This is a genomic window from Halosimplex rubrum (genome assembly GCF_013415885.1).
Taxonomy (GTDB): domain Archaea; phylum Halobacteriota; class Halobacteria; order Halobacteriales; family Haloarculaceae; genus Halosimplex; species Halosimplex rubrum.
In genome coordinates, this window is sequence record NZ_CP058910.1 from 2836485 (window position 1) to 2855637 (window position 19153).

Below are 19153 nucleotides of genomic sequence, written 5' to 3' on the forward strand. Positions count from 1 at the left end.
TCAAACCGCTTTGACAGTGAACAGCGAGTCGTCACTGAGGACGACCTGTATCCGGCGGTGCCAGGCGTCAGCGAAAGCCTCTCGTTGCTGTTCAGTTGCCGATTCGTCGAGAATCCCTTGGAGGTTCCCGATTGCGGGTCCACCGTCAGGAACGTCGCTGACGTGGTAGGTCACTTCGACGGTCTCGTCCGTGTCGGTTCGCCGGAACCGGAACGTCGGCTCTGCCGTGTCCGGGTCGAACGCGTCGAAGACGAGGAGGTCGCGGCGGCCGCCGTAGCCGCCGGCGAGCCCGCTGAATCCGTCGTCTTCGGTCGCGCCAGTAACGTACGAGATGATGCGGCTCATCACGCCATACGCAGCATCGTCCTGCGGGCCGGCCGCCTGCACCTCGATTTCGCTCCGAACTGGATAGTCGTCGGGATACAGGGCGTCGAGCCCCAACTGGACGATCCGGTAGGCGCCCGAGGCAGTCGGACAGGAATGTCCCGCCTCTTTCACCGCGTCTCTATAGGTGATGACGAACGGGTCACCCGGTTCGAGAACGCCGAGGGCCTCCGCGACAGGGTCGCGAATTTCGATCGGATCGACGTCGTAGTCTACCTTCCAATTGGTTCTAGTCTGGGTCTCGGCGGTCGCAGTCGAGTTTGATGTCATGAGTGGTGGTGATGATCGTATCTAGTGGTCAGTGGCGAAGCAGTCGCATCCCGTTGAGGATGACCGCGAGGACGCTGGCCTCGTGGACCAACATTCCCGCGGCGAGGGTGACGTAGCTGGTGAGCACGCCCGCGAGCAGGACGGTCACGGTCAGCACTGCGAGCCCGACGTTCTCGAGGACGTTCCAGCGCGTCGCCTTGCTGAGTTTGACCGCGTAGGGGATGCGGTCGAGGTCGTCGGCCATCAACGCCATGTCTGCCGTTTCGATGGCGGTGTCCGTCCCGGCGGCACCCATCGCGATGCCAACGTCGGCGGTCGCCAGCGACGGCGCGTCGTTGATGCCGTCGCCGACCATCGCGACCACGTGGCCGTCGGCTTGGTAGGCCTCGATGACTGTCTGCTTGTCCTCGGGGAGGAGTTCGGCGCGGTACTCGTCGATGCCGACCTCCTCGGCGACGGCGGCGGCCGTCCGCTCGTTGTCGCCGGTGAGCATCACCGTCTCGATGCCGACGTCCTGAAGCGCCGTGACGACCCCAGGAGCTGCCTTCCGGAGCTCGTCCCGCAGCGCGATTGCGCCGATGATGTCCCCGTCCCGGACGACGTGGACGACAGTTTCGCCGCGCTCCTCACGCTCGCGGACGTAGTCGGCGATCCGACTGGGGACGTTAATGTCGCGGTCCTCCAGCAGTGCGCGATTGCCGACAACAACTTCGGTGCCCTCGGTATGGGCGATAACGCCCTTACCAGCGACCACGTCGAAATCGTCCGGACCGGGAATCGACTGAAGGCTGGCGTCCGTCTCGTCCGCCTGGGCGACCGCCGCCCCACCGTCCGTCGCAGCAGTCGGGCGCTCGCGGGCTGCGTCAACGATGGCGTCAGCGAGGTGGTGTTCGCTCTTCTTCTCGGCGGTTGCCGCGAGCGAGAGGACTTCGTCATCGGCGACGCCGAATCCCTCGACGTCGGCGACGGTGGTTTCGCCCTTCGTGAGGGTGCCGGTCTTGTCGAAGGCGACGAGGTCGATCTTGCCGGCGCGTTCGAGGTGTTCGCCGCCCTTCATCAGCACGCCCGATCGGGCGGCGTTGCCGATGGCCGAGACGATGCTGACTGGCGGCCCGATCACCAGCGCGCCCGGACAGCCGATGACCAACAGCGTCAACGACAGGATCGCGTTCTGCGTGACTGCATATGCGCCGATGGCCAGCACGATGACGGCCGGCGTGTAGTACTTCGCGAACCGGTCGATGAGACTCTCCGTGGGCGACTGGGCCTCTTGGGCCTCCTCGACGCGACGGATGATACGTTCGAGCGTCGTGTCCGAGCCCGCACCCGTCGTCCGGATTTCTAGCGCGCCCTCCTGGTTGACCGTCCCGGCGTAGACTTCGTCGCCGTCGGCCTTGTGGACGGGGGCGCTCTCGCCGGTGACCGGCGCCTGGTTGACGGCGCTCTCGCCGTCGACGACCTCGCCATCGACCGGAATCTTCCCGCCCGGCCTCACGACGACGACCTCGCCCTCTTCGACTTCCCGGGCGGGAACCTCTTGGAGTTCCCCGTCGCGACGGACGGTCGCCGTGTCGGGCGTCATCTCCAGGAGCTCCTGGAGGGCCGTCCGGGTCTTCCGCATGGTCCGGCCCTCGAGGTAGCTGCCGAGGCTGAACAGGAAGACGACGGCGGCAGCCTCCCAGTACTCCCCGATGACGATGGCCCCGATAGCGGCCAGCGTCACCAGCGTCTTGATGCCGAGTGTCCGGTTCGTGACCTCGTGGTAGGCGGTCTTGGCGATGTCGTAGCCACCCACGATCGTCGCGAGGACGAGGATGGCGGCGCTTGCCATCTCGAAACTCGTGAGGTAGCCCAGACTCCAGCCACCGCCGTACAGCAGGCCGCTCGTCGCCGTGACGATGGCCTTCCGGTGTTTCCGGTAGTACTGCGTGATCGATTGAATGTTCATGGTGTTAGGCTGGTTGGGGCGTGTACCCCTGGTTTTCGATGGTCTGTGCGAAGGCGTCGGGATCAGCGACGCTGTCGTCATATTCGATCTCGACGCGGCCGGTCGCGTAGTGAACCTCGACGTGCTGGACACCGTCGACGTTCGATAGGGCGCGTTCGACGGTGCTCGCACAGGTCGGGCAGTCGAAGTCGAGGACGCGGAACTGGGTTGTGTCGCTCATTACAGTTTGAGGTAGTGCCCGTACCCCAATAAGTATTTTTTAGATGATATGTTTGAATACAGATATAGGTGATTGGAACAGTCAAACGGGTTGTCTAGGGCTTTCGGTATCGCGGACCCAGCGACCTGAGTTCTAAGCAGCGTCCCGCTAGCTTTTCCCGCCTGCTCATACTCAGTTCTCGTATGAGTAGTTCCGGTACCGACCACCGGCTTGAGGACATCGCGGTGCGAGACACCCGGGTTTCGGACGCCATCGACGAACCGATGCGGGCGATGATCCTCGATATCCTCTCCGAGGAGGCGCTGACCGCAACTGAGGTCCACGGCCGTTTGGAGGACCGCGGCGTCGACCGCACGGAGAACACGGTTCGTCATCACATCAACGAGTTACGGGATGCCGGTCTCGTCGACGTCGTCCGCTTCGAGGAAGGGCGCGGTGGGACGACGAAGTACTACCACGCGAATACGATCGTCCTCTCGTACTCGCTGCCAGAGTCAGCTGATGACGCTGTTGAGGAGATGATCGAGGCCGTTCAACCCCAGATCAGGGACTCACTCGATACTCTCACAGAAGACCACGACGACGCGATAGCGGAGATCGTCGCAGATATGCAGCCGTGTGAGCACTGTCAGACCCAGAAGTACGAAACCTACGTACTCCTGACTGTCCTCCGCCGGGCGTTCGTTCGTGCGCACCGAGATTCTTGAGCTTGCGCCCTGTACCGCTGTCAAGGCCTCACTTCACCGTGTGTTTTAGTTATCCGGCGATATCCCTCATACACAGCTGGCAATCCGAGGGGAAGTGCGAAGACTCCGAACCCGAGTAGGATGTATCCGGCTACGTGCCGGCGTCGCACAGCTAGAACTGTCGCGGCGACGCCGACGAACGCAATCAGATAGGCAAGATTACTCCAGAGCACGTTGTACGAGGAGCAGTATAGCCAGCAGACGACCGTGTAGGAGGGAGCGTTCCAGGTCGGCGGATGAAGCTTCGGCCAGAAAAACCGGCAGTATGTCGTCCAGCTGAGCATCGCGAGCGCCGGAAGTCCAGCAAGCCACATCGGTGTTCCGAACGGCATCCAGTCTCCGAATCGTCTATAGCCAGCGAGGAACAGCGCGGGAAAGCCGATAATCCACAGCCAGATACCGATAGTGTAGGTCACCGGCCAGTGTTCGATCCGGGGCTGTGCAATCGGTAATCGTAGAGACTCGGGCAGCGTCGCCCACGGGAACGAGGGATCGGGAACGGGATTCGTGAGGAACGCGACCAGACAGAGTCCAGTCCCGATGAGGAGCCCGTATAACCCCACCGTCGTGTATCGGTCAAGCCACGCTGGAAGTTGCGGACGGGGAGACTGTTGACGGTGGTCGGGGTAGCCGGTCATCCTTCAGCTTTGATGTCTCGTCGTAATCAGGTATCTCGTTCGAGTGCTTCGCGTCGCTGTTCGTATTCCTCGTCAGTCAGCTCCCCGCGAGCGTAGGCAAGCCGAAGCTCTTCGAGTGCCTGGTCCGAATCACTCGCAGCTCCCGTAACTGCGCGATAGATGAGGTACCCACCACCGACGAGGGCAGCGAGGAACAGCAGCTGCATCACGATGTCGACGATGAACATCCAGCCAGGCATCGTCCCGTCGCCCCACATGTGACCGCCCCACATCCCGCTCATCATCGGACCAAACCCCATCATCCCGAAGCCCATGAAGAACAACGGGACGATGAAGACGGCACCGATGATAACGAGGAGGAGCGTAACAAGTCGCGTATCGTCTGAATTTGTCGGCATATTGTGATCCCTCCCTGAGTTGGGGTTCTCAGATTATACTACGCACTAACTATTCAATGCGGTTGTGCCTTTGACCTACGTGTTCCACCCGCCACAATTCTTTTGAATACCTACTCACCACGGCTCTGACCCAAACTATCTGAAGGAAAACTGCAATAGATGATCCCTTCGAACTGATACCTATGGTAGCGACGATGATTGATGCCATCTCCGAAGCTCTACGTATCGGAGTGGGCTTCCTCTGGACGGCAGCGTGGGCGATCATCATGGGCCTCACGATCACGAGCCTCGTCCAAGTCTACGTCTCCAAGGAGCGGATGGCGCAGGTCCTCGGCGATGGCGATCTGAGCGGGCTCACCAAGGCGACTGCGTTCGGCGCGGCCAGTAGTGGCTGTAGTTTCGGCGCCGTCGCCATCGGGAAGGGGTTGTTCAAGAAGGGGGCGCACGCGGTGAACTTCCTCGCGTTCATGTTCGCGTCGACGAACCTCATCGTCGAACTCGGGTTGATGATCCTGATTCTGCTGGGGTGGGAGTTCCTCGTCGCAGAGTTACTTGGCGGCCTCATCCTCATCGCCGTGATGGCGGTCATCGTTCATCTCACGCTTCCGGAGAACCTCTTCGATGAGGTGCGAGAGACGCTCAACGAGCGCGATCACGAGGCGGGCGTCACCGAGGATCCAACTTGCGGGATGGAAGGCAAAGACGAGTACACGCTTACGACTGACGGCGGTGAGACGCTCAAGTTCTGCTCGGAGGGGTGTATGGAGACTTACCGCCAGGAGATGTCGAGTCGCGGTGGGTGGCGTGACGAGTTGCTGTCGTGGGGTGGCTGGTACAAAGTCGGGAATCAGTACCGCAAGGAGTGGTCGATGATCTGGAAGGACATCGTCGCTGGCTTCCTCATCTCGGGGTTCGTCATCGTCTTCGTCCCGCAGTGGGTGTGGAACACGCTGTTCATTCAGGGCGACGGCCTGCTCGTGACCGCCGAGAACGCAATTATGGGTGTCACCATAGCCGTCCTCAGTTTCGTTGGCAGTATGGGCAACGTCCCGTTCGCCGTCGCGCTGTGGGGCGGTGGCGTCAGCTTCGCCGGGATCATCGCGTTCGTCTACGCTGACCTCATCACGATTCCCGTGCTGAACGTCTACCGGAAGTACTACGGCTGGAAGATCATGCTGTACATCCTCGGCGTCTTTTTCGTGACGATGGCGTTCACTGGCTTCCTCATGGAGCTGCTGTTCGACGCGCTGGGAATCGTTCCGGATCTGGCGGGCGGCGAGACGGCGACGGAGCAGACGTACTTCAAACTCAACTACACGTTCTATCTCAACCTCATCGCGTTCGCGCTCTCCGGGTTCCTGCTGTATGTTTATCGTCGCGGTCTCGGTGCGCCCGGCCAGTACCGCGACCCCGTCTGTGGGATGCGGACTGACGACAGCGAGCCATCGGCGACGCACGACGGCGAGACGTACTACTTCTGCTCGCAGACCTGCAAGGAGACCTTCGGGGAAAACCCGGACGAATACGCCACCGGGCATCCGATGGTGATGGAGGGGCACGACCACTGACGGACAGCTCGTTGATGGTTCACAGTCTCGATTGAGTACGTCAGTCGTGCTTGGACACATCCGCTGACGCGGCAATACTGAACACGCTACCGTGACTCTTGAGCAGAGAGAATTGGAAGCCGAATTTATGATACCCGCCTTTGAATTCTGACTGAATGTACGACCGAATTCTCCTGTCGACCGATGGAACTGTTGCGTCTGAAGATGCTGAAACGCATGCACTCGAGCTCGCAGCCGCTCACAACGCAGTCCTCCATGTGCTCTACGTCGTTGACGAGGATGTCGTAACTGCGTACAGCGGGGACGAGTACGTCGACGAAGCCGAAGGTCCCGAACACGGTCTCGAAGAACACGGCGAGGAGACGCTTTCCGAACTCCGACGTCGAGCCGCAGAAACCGATGTCGATGTCGAGACGGCAATGCAACATGGCCGCCCCGCTGAGACCATCGTGGACCACGCAGACGACTGTGACGCCGATCTCCTCGTGCTCGGTACCAAACGCCGGCCGGACGAATATCGTGCGTTGCTCGGAAGTGTCACCGACCGCGTCCTTCGGCTGACGACGCGTCCGGCAACCGTCGTGAAAACCGAAGTCAGCGAGTAGGGAACGACCGTCCGTTACCGTCCATCATCTGGTGTGAGACGGGCGCGACGGCGGTCAAACTCCTCGTCGTCGATCTCGCCACGGGCGTACCGCTCTTGGAGGACGGCGAGTGCGCTATCCTCAGCGGGGCCGTTCGATTGCGACCGCGTTCCCAGCCAGTAGATGAAACCGAGGGGGACGGCGACGAGGAGTGCCATCCACAGGAGCCCGAACAGCATCATCCCCCAGCCCCAGCTACCCCATTCGGCCATGTGGCCGTCGTTCCACATCCCGTCGTGCCAGCCCCACATCATTGCATCTGGGACAGTCGCGTGTGTTAGCGCCATTCCGGCGACGACGGCCAGAGCCAGCGCTCCGACGACGATGAGTCCCAGAGAACGAATCCCGCGTGCTTGAATTGGATTTTGCATTGTTGTACTCCCAAAGGTCTCGGCGTGGTTAGCCGAGGATGTATTCGAGGGCGGGGTAGCGCTCGACGAGCGTCTCGCCGCCGACGTCGTAGTTCTCGATGTACTGGTCGAGGCCCAGGATGCGGCCCGCGGCGAACGCGGCGACCGCGAGGAACACGAGCATGTACGCGAAGTCCCCGTTGATGAACCCGTGGCCCATGTCCCAGTTCCCGAAGTAGAACATGAGCATCATGAGCGCGCCGAAGAACGCCGCGAGGCGGACGAACGCGCCGACGAGCAGGCCGAGGCCGATGAACAGCTCGCCCCACGGCACGGCGACGTTCGCGAACTCGACGAACCACGGCGTGCTACCCATCCACGCGAACATGCCCGCGAGCGGGTTGCCGTTGGTCGCCGCGACGTTCGACAGGTAGCCGCCGGCGGCGAACTCGCCGGTGATCTTCGTGAACCCGGAGTACGCGAACGCGTACCCCATCATGAGCCGGAGCGCGAGCACGAACCACGCGCTGAGGCTGTGGACTTTCCCGCCGACGGTCAGGCCGCCGACTCTGCTCTCGAGCTGGTTCATGCCGGAGTCGAGTGTGGACATAATTATTGCACCTTCAACTATCAGTAGGCGGAGTAAGACGATATAATAGCGAGCCGGCGTTCTGAGTCAGAAAACCGGGGGACTATATTACCCTCCTGTCGCGAGTACGGACGTGTGACTGAGGAGGCCGACCCGTCGGACATCTTCGCGACGCTCGACGACGAGTACGCCCGCGACATCCTCGTGGCGACGAAGACTGACCGACTGTCTGCGAAGGAACTCAGCGAGGAATGCGACATGTCACGCCCGACCGTCTCGCGGCGTGTCACCAGCCTCGTCGAGCAGGGCCTCCTCGAGGAGTACACGCACGTCGATCCCGGTGGCCGGCACTACAGCGAGTACGAGGCACGCCTCGAACGCGTCGAAGTCCTCCTGCAGGCGGAGGGGTTCGATGTCCAGATCGATGTCCGGCCGGACCCCGCCGACCGGATCACGTCCATATTCGAGGAGATGCGGGGAGACTGACTCATGGAACACACGTTATTCGTCATTGGCAAGCTGTTCACGACCGTATTGGCGCTGGTCATCGCCTACCAGGCCTATCGCGGATACCAACGGCATCACACACAGTTGCTGCTGTACGTCGCCGCTGGCTTCGCGCTGGTCGGGCTGGGCGGCCTTCTCGAAGGCGTTCTCTTCGAACTCCTCCAAGTGTCTATCTTCGAAGCGGGATTCGTCGCAGCACTCGTCACCGCCGCCGGGATGCTGTCGATCCTCTACGCTCTGTATGCCCCGAACCCCTGAGGATTCGGGACGTTCATTCGAAAAGCGGCCTCTGGGCGTCGTTCCCGATTAGAAGCCACTATTCTTCGGACTCCCCTTATTCTCGCCAGTGTAGGACCGCAGCGGGAATTATGTCCGTACCGGTCCTACCATATCGTATGATTCGAACACTCGTGGGTGTCCTTGGCGCTCTCTCAGCGCTGTTCCCGGACGAAATCGTCGAGCTCTTCGAGAAACTCGCGATTGCGAATCCAAGCGAGGGAACGGTGAGAGGGTGGGTACGTCCAGCAGTCCGGTCGGAGGGCGTTCTGATAGCTGCGATTTCCCTCTTTAACGGGCGGGCATACACGTGGCTAATGAATCTTACCGGCCTGTTCGGCGCGATCGTCCTCCTGTTTCCCGATCTGTATCGGAGATTTGCCACCGCGTTCCTGTACGAGCGTCCGGAGTCGATCGAATGGAACGAGCGATTCAAATCGGCCGTTCGGGCTATCGGCGCACTATACGTCTTTTTAGCAGCGAAGACGTACAGAGAGCGCCACAACGATACCTGATCCTACCTGCCATCGACAGCTGGCCAAGGGTCAGTTCATCATCGTCGCGTGGTCTTCACTACTGCGTTCCCCGCCGCCGACTGAATCCTGATTGTGGAGCCAGTAGAGGAACAGGAAGAACACAGTCGCGAGGACGTTCAATACGAGCTTGTAGTTGAGTTCGATGGATACCTCGGCAGCCTCGGCGGCAGCCCGCGAGGGGATGAGGCCGACGCTCAGGAAGAGGAAGTGAATCACGAACCCGACGATGACTGCAGCGACGAAGATCATCAGAGACAGAACCGCCGCGAACGTCGTTCCGTAGTACTCGTCGTAGGCTTTCATGATCGGGGGGACGATGAGGTCAGCGAAGATGTACGAGAGCACCGATCCGAATGGCAGCCCCCGTGTCCAGAGAACGGTGCCGAACGGGACATTCCCGACCGAACAGACGAAGGTGACGACACCAATAATCGCCCCCAGCGCAGCCGTCCAGAGGACGTACACCGGCAAGCCGAACGTGGCTCCGGAAAAGACGCTCGTCCAGACTGATTCGGGGATGAACCCGGCAATGAGGCCGGCGAAGATGAACCCGATAGCGATTTCATCCCACAACATCGCCCATTCTTTCCACTGTTTGTCCGCGAGCGACTTCCACCCCGACCATGAGGTCGCCTTCTCCGGGATAGAGGTGTTCGCCGCTTCCGGGTCGAAGGAGTCCTTGCAGGACTGTGAACAGAAGTAGTACGTCTGGCCATCGTGTTCGATGGAGTAGTCCGTCTCCTCGGGATCGACGTCCATCCCACAGACGGGGTCCTGTACGGTGATCCCCTCGTCGTCGGTGACATTCTCGCGTGCTTCGTCGAGAATCTTGTCGGGAACGACGTAGACGAAGCCGACCGACATCAGGCCGATGAGGAGCAGCCCACCGATGATGTCGGCAAGCAGGAACTCCCAGCCGAGCAGCAGCCAGATGACGATCCCGATCTCGATGACGAGATTCGTTGAGGCGAACTGGAACGCTGCTAGCGCCGCCGCCGCGGACGCTCCCTTCTTGTAGAGGTTCTTTGCCGTAGCGATAGCTGAGTACGAACACGACGAGGAGACGAACCCGAAGAACGTAGCGACGCCGAGCGATCGCGGACCGTGGCCTTCGAGCAGCTCCGAGATCTGCTGGGTCGATACCCACGCCTCAACGCCGCCGGCGATAGCGAACCCGAGGACGAGCGCCCACCAGGTGATCCACGCCATCGCGGCGGTCGTTGTCGCGGCCTGCCGCGCGCTCTCCGCGAAGAACGTCCCGAGGGATTGGTTGGTCGTCACGAGGCCGATGGTGACAGTGATTACGGCGATGACCGTGAGGATCGCGTAATCTGATCTGTCCATTATCGAGGTGTTCTATGATACGGGTCCTCTTCCTAATGCGCTTGTGGCTTCTATCGCGGGCTGTCTCGTGTGTTGGTCTTTCGATTCCATGGTTGTATCCGGGGGAGAGATTTGGAATCTGAGCCGGGCCTTCAGCGAGGTATTACGGAGTTGTAGCTGATGGAGTGGATGCTCACAAGCTTGTCTCCCTCAGCGAGACGGTGATATGATTGGTGAATTAACGGTCCTGACGCCGGAACCACAGCTGTGGCATGATCTGGATTACGAAATTAGTAAACGGCCATTCGTTTTGGATATAATTTTTGTGCGGTCTGATACTGGGGTTTCCTAAGCGAAATCGCATTAGAACATGTGTCCGTACATACGAATGTGATGAACGGAGCTTCCAAGGGTGACGACGCCAGAGGTACCGCGGACAGTTCTGGTGACACCGTCGTTAGTGCGAACAGCGTCGAGAAGACCTACGACTCTATCCTCCCGTTCACCCGATCCGTCGAAGTACTCGACGGCGCGACCCTCCACGTCGAGCGTGGACAGGTTGTCGGGATAATGGGCGAGAACGGGAGCGGGAAGTCGACGCTCATGGGCATCCTCGCCGGTGTCCTTGACCATGACGCCGGCGAGGTTGAACGGGCGGGCTCTATCGGCTGGTGTCCGCAGGAGCCGCGGCTGTACGACCGGCTGACCGTCGACGAGACCTTCCAACTGTTCGGAACTGCCTACGGGATGAGCGACGACGAGATCGTCGACGCCAGAGCGTGGCTGACCGACGTGCTGGACTTCGAGCGCTTCCGTGACAGGCAGATCCGCCACCTCAGCGGCGGGAACCGGCAGAAAGTCAACCTCTCGGTCGCGTTGATGCACGAGCCCGACCTCCTCCTCCTCGACGAACCGTACACCGGGTTCGACTGGGAGACGTTCCTGGCCTTCTGGGACTTAACTGAAGAGCTTCGCACCCGCGGCGTCGGTGTCGCCATCATCTCTCACATCATCAACGAGCGCGACCGGTTCGACGTCGTCTACGAGCTCCACGAAGGCCACCTCCACAGACAGGAGATCGGCGACGACGATGGCCTCAGCTCGGAGCCAACAGACGACGACGTCGCCTGCGAGCGGACCGCCTCATTTATCGACGAGGCTGGTGCCGGGAGCGGTCAGCGAGCGACCGCCGGACAGGAGGAAAGCGAATGAGCACCGTTCACCGGACTCTGGCGGGCATCCAAGCGAGCACGCGTTCGTTCGTCCGGGAGCCGTTCACCGTCGTGTTGCTGGTCGTCCTGCCGGCGCTGTCGATCCAGATTTACGGGATCGGCATGGGGCAGTTTCCCGACGTAGGGGTCTTCGCGGTGAGCGGGTCGGTCGCGACAGTCGGACGAATCACCGGCGCCGTGTTCGCCACCGGCGCGCTCGCGGGCGTCCTCGGCCTCTTCCAGATGATTAGCGCCCGGCACGCCGACCGCAGACTCGCTATCTGTGGCTTTCGCGGCGTCGAACTCGTCACCGCACGGTTCGCGACCGTCGCCGTCGCGAGCGCCGTCGTCAGTGTGGTCGCCACGCTCTCTCTGATTGTCCTCGTTGACGACCCGATTAGAGCACCGCTCGCCGCGTTCGGAGGGCTCGCGATAGCCGGTGCCATATACGGCCTGCTCGGCATCGTCGTCGGCAGCGTGCTCCCGAGGGAACTCGAGGGCTCGCTGTTGCTAGTCATCCTGGCCGACGTGGACAATGTGTTCGCGAGCGGCCTGTTCGGCATCGAGGATAGCATCACGCAGTTCGCACCGCTCGCGCACCCGCACGCCATCGTGACGGAGGCCGTCGTCGAGGGCGCGCTAGCGACCGGACACCTCGTCCCGGCTCTCGGCCACCTTTCGCTATTTGCCCTCTTGAGCGTCGCCGCGTACACGTACCAGCTCGAGTCAGGAGGTGACGCCTGATGAACCGCCGTGTCACGACCGCCGTGCGGATGGGCGTTCGAGAGTTCCGCCGGACGCCGGTCCTCCTGGCGCTGCTTGTGTTCCTGCCGGCGTACATCATCGGCGCGTTCGTCCTGCTCGTCCCGGATGTCGACGTCCCCGCGACGATTGACGGAACGAGGGTCGCTGTCCCCATGACGGACTTCGCGGCGGCGTTCATGACGCCCGTTACTGTCGCCATCCTCTCGGGTATCGTCGGACTGTTCCTCGTCCAGACGTCGCAAGCGGCCGACGACAGGCTCCGGCTGGCCGGCTATACTGCGACTGACCTCGTCGTCTCACGGGTCGGTACGCTCGGACTCGGGATCGTCGTCGTCACGATGGCGTCGGTTGTCGTCGCCGTGTTCGCGTTTACGCCCGAATCGACCGTTCCGTTCGTCGCCGCGACGCTGCTGGTCGGGCTCACGTACGGTATCCTCGGCGTTGTTGTCGGCATCGTGTTGGGTCGACTGGGCGGGGTGTACGTGATGCTGTTTTCGCCGATGGTCGACGTCCTCCTGTTCCAGAATCCGCTCGCGACTGACGCGCCTGAGTGGACGAAACTACTGCCGAGCCACTACGCGACGAACGCGCTCTTCGACGCGGCATTCACGTCGAGCATCGACGTGTGGGATTTCGGCGGTGCCGTCGCATATACCGTCGGCCTCCTCGTAATCGGCGTGCTGGTCTTCTATCAGGCGACAGACGTCGAGTGACTTCTCCAACGACCAAAGTCGTGGTAGAAATTATGAAGCGCGGTGCGTAATCCCGAATCAGTCAGCCCCCTCTCGGAGTTGCTCGTACTTCTCCTCAAACCGAGCCTCACACGATGGACAACAGAACTGGTACAGCTCTCCATCGATGCGGGTGGCTGTTCCTTCACTGTCAACTGTATTTCCACACTGAGCGCAGGAGAGCGCGAACTCCGTTTCCCCCAATTCTGGTGCCCAGTTAGCGCCTGCGAGAAGCGTTACCTCAAAGTCGTCGACTGCTCCGGTGTCGATGGTATCCGCAAGCCAGCTTGCGATGTCTGTATCTGGAACTCTGGCGTACAGGACTAGGTCCGCTTCGGCAGTGGTAAATACGTGTTCGATGGCGCCTTCGTCGATGAGATCGTCTTTGATCGATGCAGCGCTATGGCTGGCTGATTCGACATCGAGCGTAATCAGGACCGGAATTCCGCCGCGGAGCTGTGAGCGATCGACGTCAAGCGTGAACCGATTAATAATTCCCATCTCTTGTAGCCGTTCGACTCGGTCCGACACAGCTGGCGCTGAGAGGTCTACAACATCTGCGATCTCACTGTACGGTCGACGAGCGTCCAACATCAGTAGCTGAATAATCTCGAGGTCAGTTTCGTCCAAGTCGCGCATAGTAGCACGCCGTTGGCGAGTAACTAAAGAATCACGACCATCTCTGTTTTGATTCTAAAGTCAAACCGAACCTCATACCAGCCTATCGAAGGAGAAATCCGCTAAAGGGAGGAGGGCATACATTCATACGTATGACGACGACCATCAGCGTTGAGGGGATGACCTGTGGCCACTGTGAACAGACAGTAGAAGAAACGCTTCAAGAGATACCTGGCGTGACCGACGCGACCGCAGACCGGGAAGCTGAACAGGCGAAGGTGGATGGTGACGCCGACGCCTCGGTCCTCGTTGAGGCTGTCGAAGACGCCGGTTACACTGCCCACGCCTAAGTAGTGTATCTCTGGGGATAGCACATCACGCTCCTGGGTGAACGGTCCACCGTTCTCTTCGGAGTTTGCCCACCTTGACCCTGTTGTACGGTTTCAGGGACCGAACTTTCAGGAAGCCGGCGGAACCACCTCAATAGAGAACATGATCTATGGACGACCACAAAGATACAGCTAAGAATTCCCAGGGCGGAGAGGACCAGCAGGACACCACCAGTCACCAGCACGAACACGGCGACCACGATGAAGCGGTCGCGGAATCTGACGAGGAAGGGGTAGAACAGGAGCTACTAGAGGAGGAGGCTCACCCTGCTGCGGCAGGTGAGATGGCGTCCCACGAACAGCACGAACACGCCGGCCACGAGGGCGACGGGCACGGCCACGGTTCCCACGAGGGACACGGCGAGGGCCATGGCGGGATGCACGAAGGCCACGAGCAGATGTTCCGGCGACGCTTCTTCGTCTCGACACTCCTGTCGGTTCCCGTCCTCCTGTACAGCGAAATGCTGCAGGAGTGGCTCGGCTTCTCCGTCCCCACGTTCCCGGGGAGCGAGTGGATCAACCCGGTGTTCGCCGTCATCGTCTTCGCGTACGGTGGGGTCCCGTTCCTCCAGATGGCGGTGCCGGAGCTGAAAGACCGGTCGCCGGGGATGATGACGTTGATCTCGATGGCGATCACCGTCGCGTTCGTCTACAGTCTCGCGAGCGTGGTCTTCCCGACGCAGTCTGCGTTTTTCTGGGAACTCGTCACGCTGATCGACATCATGCTGCTGGGCCACTGGATCGAGATGCGGTCGGTCCGGCGGGCCTCCAGCGCGGTCGACGAACTGGCGAAACTGATGCCAGACACCGCCGAGCGTATTACCGACGACGGAGAAACCGAGGAGGTTCCCGTCAGGGAGCTCTCGGAAGGCGATCTCGTGCTCGTCCGGCCGGGCGCAAGTGTCCCTGCTGACGGCACCGTCGAGGAAGGTGATTCGGACGTCAACGAGTCGATGATCACTGGCGAGTCCAAGCCCGTCTCGAAGGAGCCTGGCGACGAGGTCATCGGCGGCACCATCAACGGCGATGGTAGTCTCCGCGTCCGTGTTGGCGCGACGGGCGAGGAGACGACGCTGGCGGGCATCATGCGTCTCGTCGAGGAAGCCCAGCAGAGCAAGTCCAAGACGCAGGTACTGGCCGACCGGGCGGCAGGCTGGCTGTTCTACGTCGCGCTCGGGGCGGCAGTCGTGACGGCGATTGCGTGGACCGTCGCGGTCTCGTTCGACGCGACCGTCATCGAGCGAGTCGTGACGGTGCTCGTCATCGCCTGCCCGCACGCCCTCGGGCTCGCCATTCCGCTGGTCGTCGCGATCAACACGTCGCTCGCCGCTCGCAACGGGATGCTCGTTCGCGACCGCATCGCGATGGAAGACGCACGGAATCTGGACGCGATCATCTTCGACAAGACAGGGACGCTTACTGAGGGTGAACACGGCGTCGTGGATATGGCGACCGTCGACGGCGTTGACGAGGACGACGCGCTCGGGCTGGCGGCAGCCGTCGAGAGTGACTCCGAACACATGATCGCCCGAGCGATCCGTGAGGCCGCCGACGAGCGAGATGTAACTACTCCTGACGCGACAGCCTTCGAGGCGATCAAAGGACGAGGGGTCCGGGCGAATGTCGACGGAAACGAGGTGTACGTCGGTGGCCCGAACCTGTTGGCCCAACTCGATAGCGAAATTCCCGACCATCTCCAGCACTTCGCTGACGAGGCCGGTCAGAACGCCCAGACTGTGGTGTATCTCGTTCGTGACGGAGAGCTGATCGCCGCCTTCGCGATGGCCGACGTGATCCGCGAGGAGAGTTTCCGCGTCGTCGACGCCCTCCACGATCTGGGCATCGAGGTGGCGATGCTGACTGGGGACTCCCAGGACGTCGCCAACGCTGTCGCCGACGAACTGGGCATCGACACGGTGTTCGCGGAGGTCCTACCCCAAGACAAGGACGAGAAAGTCCAGGAACTCCAGGACCAGGGCAAACTCGTGGGGATGGTCGGCGACGGCGTCAACGACGCGCCGGCGCTGACGCGAGCCGACGTCGGCATTGCGATCGGGAGTGGCACCGACGTCGCGGTCCAGTCGGCCGACGTTATTCTCGTGCAGAACAACCCGATGGACGTCGTTCGGCTGGTGAAGCTCAGTAAGGCGAGCTACCGGAAGATGCAGGAGAACATCGTCTGGGCCGCCGGCTACAACGTCTTCGCGATTCCGCTCGCAGCAGGCGTGTTGGCACCGATTGGGATTCTGCTGTCCCCCGCTGTGGGTGCACTTCTGATGTCGTTGAGTACGGTCATCGTCGCGATCAACGCTCAGCTGCTCCGCCGCGTGGACCTGTCCATCCCCGAGCTTCCAAGCGGGACACCAGCGACTGACGCACAACCTGCAGACTGAACCGCTCCCGATCGCTTCGGAGCTTCTTTCAATTGAGTTCGGTTAATGGACAGCAAATGGCGACACTGCGTGATTTCGGTGGGTATCGCTATGCGGTCACCGATTCCACAGTTATCCCGAGGGGTGCGAAGTTTGGTATACACAGACGCTTCCTCTGATGGGCGACATTGTTGCGCCAGCACTAGGTTTATACCGTTAGACGGACTTCATTCCGATATGAGCCTCGAAGAGACGGTTGACTACCTCGCCGAGGAACTCGACCTCGAGCGAAGTGAACACGTCCGTGAGGTTGGTCAGTCGGTCGCCGAGCTTCGCGACTGATCAAAACATTTCTCTGAAGTCTCGTTCGACCAGTCCGTTCTCCAGATACGTGGTAAGCTAGCCCACGGCTAAAGCCGTGGGCGTTCAGCGTGGACTCCCGCTCTGGCCGACACTGTCGGCAGGAGAATCATACGCCCCGTTCGCGTTCAGCGTCCCGCTGTTCAAGCGCACGCCTACGGGTGCGCCTCCACCGGAGCCAGTTTGGGTCCGACGGAGATACCGCAGTCCAATATTCTTCGCGGCGTTGTAGTCAGCGTGGTTCTCGTAGCCACACTTCAGACACTCGAACAACTCACTCTCACGATTATCCGGGTGCGTAAACCCACACGTCGAACACCGCCGAGAGGTATTCTCCGGGTCAACCTGCTCTACGTCGATGCCGTACTCGGCGGCCTTGTACTGGACGTATTCGTAGAGGCGGTTGAACGCCCACTTGTGTCCCCACGACGCCCCAGTGCGGTCACGGATGTCCGTCAGGTCTTCGAACGCTATCACCGAACACTCGTACTCGCGGGCTTCAGCTACCAACTCGTTCGATATACGGTGGAGCGTGATCTTGAATCGGCCTTTCTCTTTCCGTCCAACGGATTGGATGTTCTCATGCGCCCATCGCGTCCCGCACTGCTGGAGATTGCCACGGCGGTTCTCGTATTCGCGCCGCCAGTGGTCGAACTCATCACCAGTCCAGAACGTGCCCGTCGAGGCGACGGCCAGATTGTTCACGCCGAGGTCTACCCCGAGAACCGTTCTGTTCTCGGTGGCATCCTGTTCCGGCGTGTCGGACTCCACCTCCATTTTGCAGTGGATGTGAAGCATCCAGCTGCCGTTCGAGTAGTGCAGTTCGGCTCCCGTGGTTTCGTACTCGTCCGAGAAGATGTATTCCGCGTGGGGCGTCTCTCGCTCGTTGTCGGGGAGCACGTAGTCGGCTTCGATGCGACCGTCAACAGTCGCCAGCGACACGGACTCGTCGTGGAAGGTGGCGGTGCGATGGTCGTAGACGACGTGTGGGCTGGTGAAATACGGCCTCGACGCTTTCTTGCCGTTTTTCCACTTCTCGACCACGCTCTTGCAGGCGTCAGCAGCCTTGTTTCGGGCGGCTTGGACGTGATTGCTGTGCAACGCCGTTTCGTCGCGCACGTCTTCGTAGGTGTCGTCGTGGAGCGTGGTTTTGCTCGTCGTGACGTATTCGCCCTCGAACGCGTGGCGTGTGACGTAGTTGGCGGCCCACAGAAACTCGTCGACGGTGTCTTCGAGGAGTGCGGCGTCGTCACTGTCCACGTCAAGCTTGACCGGGACAGTACGCCGCTTCTCCATACATCATATGTAGTTTTGGTGGTTCAAAAGTATTGGGGGTCGACCCCGTCGTCGTCGGTGGGTTGTCGCACGGAGTGTACGCGCTTCCTCCCACCCCTGAAGGGGTGGGTTTCCCCGCTGTTACGCTATGAACTCTTGTTTCGTTGGTCCTTGACGGTCGAGTAGATCGTCCCGTCCTGCTCGTTCGAGAACTGCCTGCGCGAAGTCCGTACAGTGGGATTCGTGCTGCCCAGCGTACTCTGAGAGGGCTTCTCGCCAGTGCATATCCAGCTCGAACTCGGCTAATCGGATTTGAATCCCGTCTTTCCGTTCGACGAGGTCGACGTCCAAGTCTTCGAGTTGCTTGAAACGGAGGTTGTTCCGGCGGACAGTAATGAGTCGCTTGGAATCGACGATGTAGGGATTGACCCACTCTCGCCAGGTATCGTCGTCGACGTGCGTTCGTGGCATCTCAAAATCCGGGTCCACACTCTCAATACAGAACTGCAGCATCGCGATGCCAGTTCGGTGATTCGCATTTGGGAGGGAATGTCGGAGGATCAAATTCGACATCACCTCTCCAGCGACGATCGGAAGTGGAGCTCCCCAGGAGACGTGATCGAGTGCCTGCTGGATCTTTTGCGGTTCGAACTCCTTGTAGAGCCGGAACTCATCCTCATCGCGAACATCGACCGCAGCTTCGAGCAACTCTACTAATCGGAATGCGACAACCTGCCCAGCACGGGGGAGGTCACGAATACGGTCGCTCAGCCATTCCTGATCGAAGTCGACCTCTCGGGCTGATTCGATCTCTGAATCGCCTTCGTAGAGCACATAGACCGGTGTGTCAAAGGGATACCCGATGAGCTTTGTCGACTCGTCGGATTGCTCTCGCTGAGACAGGGTCTCTGCCACCGATGCCGAGCTATATTTGAGTGAGAAATTCTCGGCCTGGGGGTGGTGATAGAAGACGAGCCGAGCCATCTTACTGTGGATTCGTGGGAAGTGGGTAAAGCAGTCCCGCTTTTATAATGA

General features: G+C 60.7%; 22 protein-coding genes. 11 read left to right on the forward strand and 11 right to left on the reverse strand.

Annotated features, from left to right (window positions below; translation table 11 throughout):
- Genes HZS55_RS14160 through HZS55_RS14170 form a run of 3 tightly spaced genes read right to left on the reverse strand, consistent with a single transcriptional unit; the run spans position 1 to position 2822 of the window.
- The gene (locus HZS55_RS14160) at positions 1–654 is read right to left on the reverse strand and encodes a hypothetical protein (protein WP_006183494.1); all 654 of its coding nucleotides are present in this window, start codon (positions 652–654) and stop codon (positions 1–3) included.
- Positions 655–682: 28 nt separating this feature from the next.
- The gene (locus tag HZS55_RS14165; protein ID WP_179908274.1) at positions 683–2602 is read right to left on the reverse strand and encodes a heavy metal translocating P-type ATPase; all 1920 of its coding nucleotides are present in this window, start codon (positions 2600–2602) and stop codon (positions 683–685) included.
- Positions 2603–2606: 4 nt separating this feature from the next.
- Complete coding sequence (locus tag HZS55_RS14170; protein ID WP_006183492.1) at positions 2607–2822, reverse strand: heavy-metal-associated domain-containing protein; 216 nt, start codon at positions 2820–2822, stop codon at positions 2607–2609.
- 182 nt (positions 2823–3004) lie between these two features.
- Between HZS55_RS14170 and HZS55_RS14175 the strand changes: the two genes are divergently transcribed.
- Complete coding sequence (locus tag HZS55_RS14175) at positions 3005–3529, forward strand: ArsR/SmtB family transcription factor (RefSeq protein WP_006183491.1); 525 nt, start codon at positions 3005–3007, stop codon at positions 3527–3529.
- A 20-nt stretch (positions 3530–3549) separates the two neighbouring features.
- Here HZS55_RS14175 and HZS55_RS14180 read toward each other — a convergent pair whose 3' ends face one another.
- The gene (locus HZS55_RS14180) at positions 3550–4206 is read right to left on the reverse strand and encodes a hypothetical protein (RefSeq protein WP_015299307.1); all 657 of its coding nucleotides are present in this window, start codon (positions 4204–4206) and stop codon (positions 3550–3552) included.
- Positions 4207–4232: 26 nt separating this feature from the next.
- Positions 4233–4604 carry an SHOCT domain-containing protein gene (locus tag HZS55_RS14185; protein ID WP_179908275.1) on the reverse strand — a complete coding sequence of 124 codons (372 nt, stop codon included), beginning with the start codon at positions 4602–4604 and terminating at the stop codon, positions 4233–4235.
- Between the two features lie 182 nt (positions 4605–4786).
- On the opposite strand from HZS55_RS14185, the gene HZS55_RS14190 reads away from it, so the two are divergent.
- Both HZS55_RS14190 and HZS55_RS14195 read left to right on the forward strand, forming a co-directional pair.
- The gene (locus tag HZS55_RS14190; RefSeq protein WP_179908276.1) at positions 4787–6172 is read left to right on the forward strand and encodes a permease; all 1386 of its coding nucleotides are present in this window, start codon (positions 4787–4789) and stop codon (positions 6170–6172) included.
- Positions 6173–6327: 155 nt separating this feature from the next.
- Entirely contained in the window at positions 6328–6777 is a 450-nt protein-coding gene (locus HZS55_RS14195) for a universal stress protein (protein ID WP_008364394.1), read from the forward strand.
- Positions 6778–6791: 14 nt separating this feature from the next.
- On the opposite strand, the gene HZS55_RS14200 is transcribed toward HZS55_RS14195, so the two are convergent.
- Positions 6792–7103 (reverse strand): SHOCT domain-containing protein, encoded by a 312-nt coding sequence (locus tag HZS55_RS14200; RefSeq protein WP_246308264.1) that lies wholly within the window; start codon positions 7101–7103, stop codon positions 6792–6794.
- Between the two features lie 112 nt (positions 7104–7215).
- On the reverse strand, positions 7216–7776 hold the full coding sequence (locus HZS55_RS14205) for a DoxX family protein (RefSeq protein ID WP_058365957.1): 561 nt from the start codon (positions 7774–7776) through the stop codon (positions 7216–7218).
- Between the two features lie 114 nt (positions 7777–7890).
- On the opposite strand from HZS55_RS14205, the gene HZS55_RS14210 reads away from it, so the two are divergent.
- From HZS55_RS14210 to HZS55_RS14220, 3 genes are all read left to right on the forward strand, one after another.
- Positions 7891–8241 carry an ArsR/SmtB family transcription factor gene (locus tag HZS55_RS14210; RefSeq protein WP_179908278.1) on the forward strand — a complete coding sequence of 117 codons (351 nt, stop codon included), beginning with the start codon at positions 7891–7893 and terminating at the stop codon, positions 8239–8241.
- 3 nt (positions 8242–8244) lie between these two features.
- Positions 8245–8520 carry a DUF7521 family protein gene (locus HZS55_RS14215; RefSeq protein ID WP_179908279.1) on the forward strand — a complete coding sequence of 92 codons (276 nt, stop codon included), beginning with the start codon at positions 8245–8247 and terminating at the stop codon, positions 8518–8520.
- A 137-nt stretch (positions 8521–8657) separates the two neighbouring features.
- Entirely contained in the window at positions 8658–9053 is a 396-nt protein-coding gene (locus HZS55_RS14220) for a hypothetical protein (protein WP_179908280.1), read from the forward strand.
- Positions 9054–9083: 30 nt separating this feature from the next.
- Here HZS55_RS14220 and HZS55_RS14225 read toward each other — a convergent pair whose 3' ends face one another.
- Entirely contained in the window at positions 9084–10418 is a 1335-nt protein-coding gene (locus tag HZS55_RS14225; RefSeq protein ID WP_179908281.1) for a permease, read from the reverse strand.
- A gap of 372 nt (positions 10419–10790) precedes the next feature.
- Here HZS55_RS14225 and HZS55_RS14230 point away from each other — a divergent pair, with 372 nt between their 5' ends.
- From HZS55_RS14230 to HZS55_RS14240, 3 genes are read left to right on the forward strand one after another with little or no spacing between them, the layout of a single operon-like run.
- Complete coding sequence (locus HZS55_RS14230) at positions 10791–11609, forward strand: ABC transporter ATP-binding protein (RefSeq protein ID WP_179908282.1); 819 nt, start codon at positions 10791–10793, stop codon at positions 11607–11609.
- Positions 11606–12352 carry a hypothetical protein gene (locus HZS55_RS14235; protein ID WP_157687659.1) on the forward strand — a complete coding sequence of 249 codons (747 nt, stop codon included), beginning with the start codon at positions 11606–11608 and terminating at the stop codon, positions 12350–12352. Before HZS55_RS14230 ends, HZS55_RS14235 begins: the two co-directional genes overlap by 4 nt.
- Positions 12353–12381: 29 nt before the next feature.
- Positions 12382–13086, forward strand: a complete 705-nt coding sequence (locus tag HZS55_RS14240) for a hypothetical protein (RefSeq protein WP_179908283.1) — start codon at positions 12382–12384, stop codon at positions 13084–13086.
- 57 nt (positions 13087–13143) lie between these two features.
- Here HZS55_RS14240 and HZS55_RS14245 read toward each other — a convergent pair whose 3' ends face one another.
- Complete coding sequence (locus HZS55_RS14245) at positions 13144–13743, reverse strand: AsnC family transcriptional regulator (protein ID WP_179908284.1); 600 nt, start codon at positions 13741–13743, stop codon at positions 13144–13146.
- Between the two features lie 131 nt (positions 13744–13874).
- Here HZS55_RS14245 and HZS55_RS14250 point away from each other — a divergent pair, with 131 nt between their 5' ends.
- Together HZS55_RS14250 and HZS55_RS14255 are read left to right on the forward strand one after the other, a co-directional pair.
- Positions 13875–14072 (forward strand): heavy-metal-associated domain-containing protein, encoded by a 198-nt coding sequence (locus HZS55_RS14250; RefSeq protein ID WP_179908285.1) that lies wholly within the window; start codon positions 13875–13877, stop codon positions 14070–14072.
- Positions 14073–14221: 149 nt separating this feature from the next.
- Positions 14222–16504 carry a copper-translocating P-type ATPase gene (locus HZS55_RS14255; protein WP_179908286.1) on the forward strand — a complete coding sequence of 761 codons (2283 nt, stop codon included), beginning with the start codon at positions 14222–14224 and terminating at the stop codon, positions 16502–16504.
- A gap of 405 nt (positions 16505–16909) precedes the next feature.
- On the opposite strand, the gene HZS55_RS14260 is transcribed toward HZS55_RS14255, so the two are convergent.
- Both HZS55_RS14260 and HZS55_RS14265 read right to left on the reverse strand, forming a co-directional pair.
- On the reverse strand, positions 16910–18139 hold the full coding sequence (locus HZS55_RS14260; protein ID WP_058984784.1) for an RNA-guided endonuclease InsQ/TnpB family protein: 1230 nt from the start codon (positions 18137–18139) through the stop codon (positions 16910–16912).
- A gap of 120 nt (positions 18140–18259) precedes the next feature.
- Positions 18260–19102 (reverse strand): hypothetical protein, encoded by an 843-nt coding sequence (locus HZS55_RS14265; protein WP_179908287.1) that lies wholly within the window; start codon positions 19100–19102, stop codon positions 18260–18262.
- Between the last annotated feature and the right edge of the window lie 51 nt (positions 19103–19153).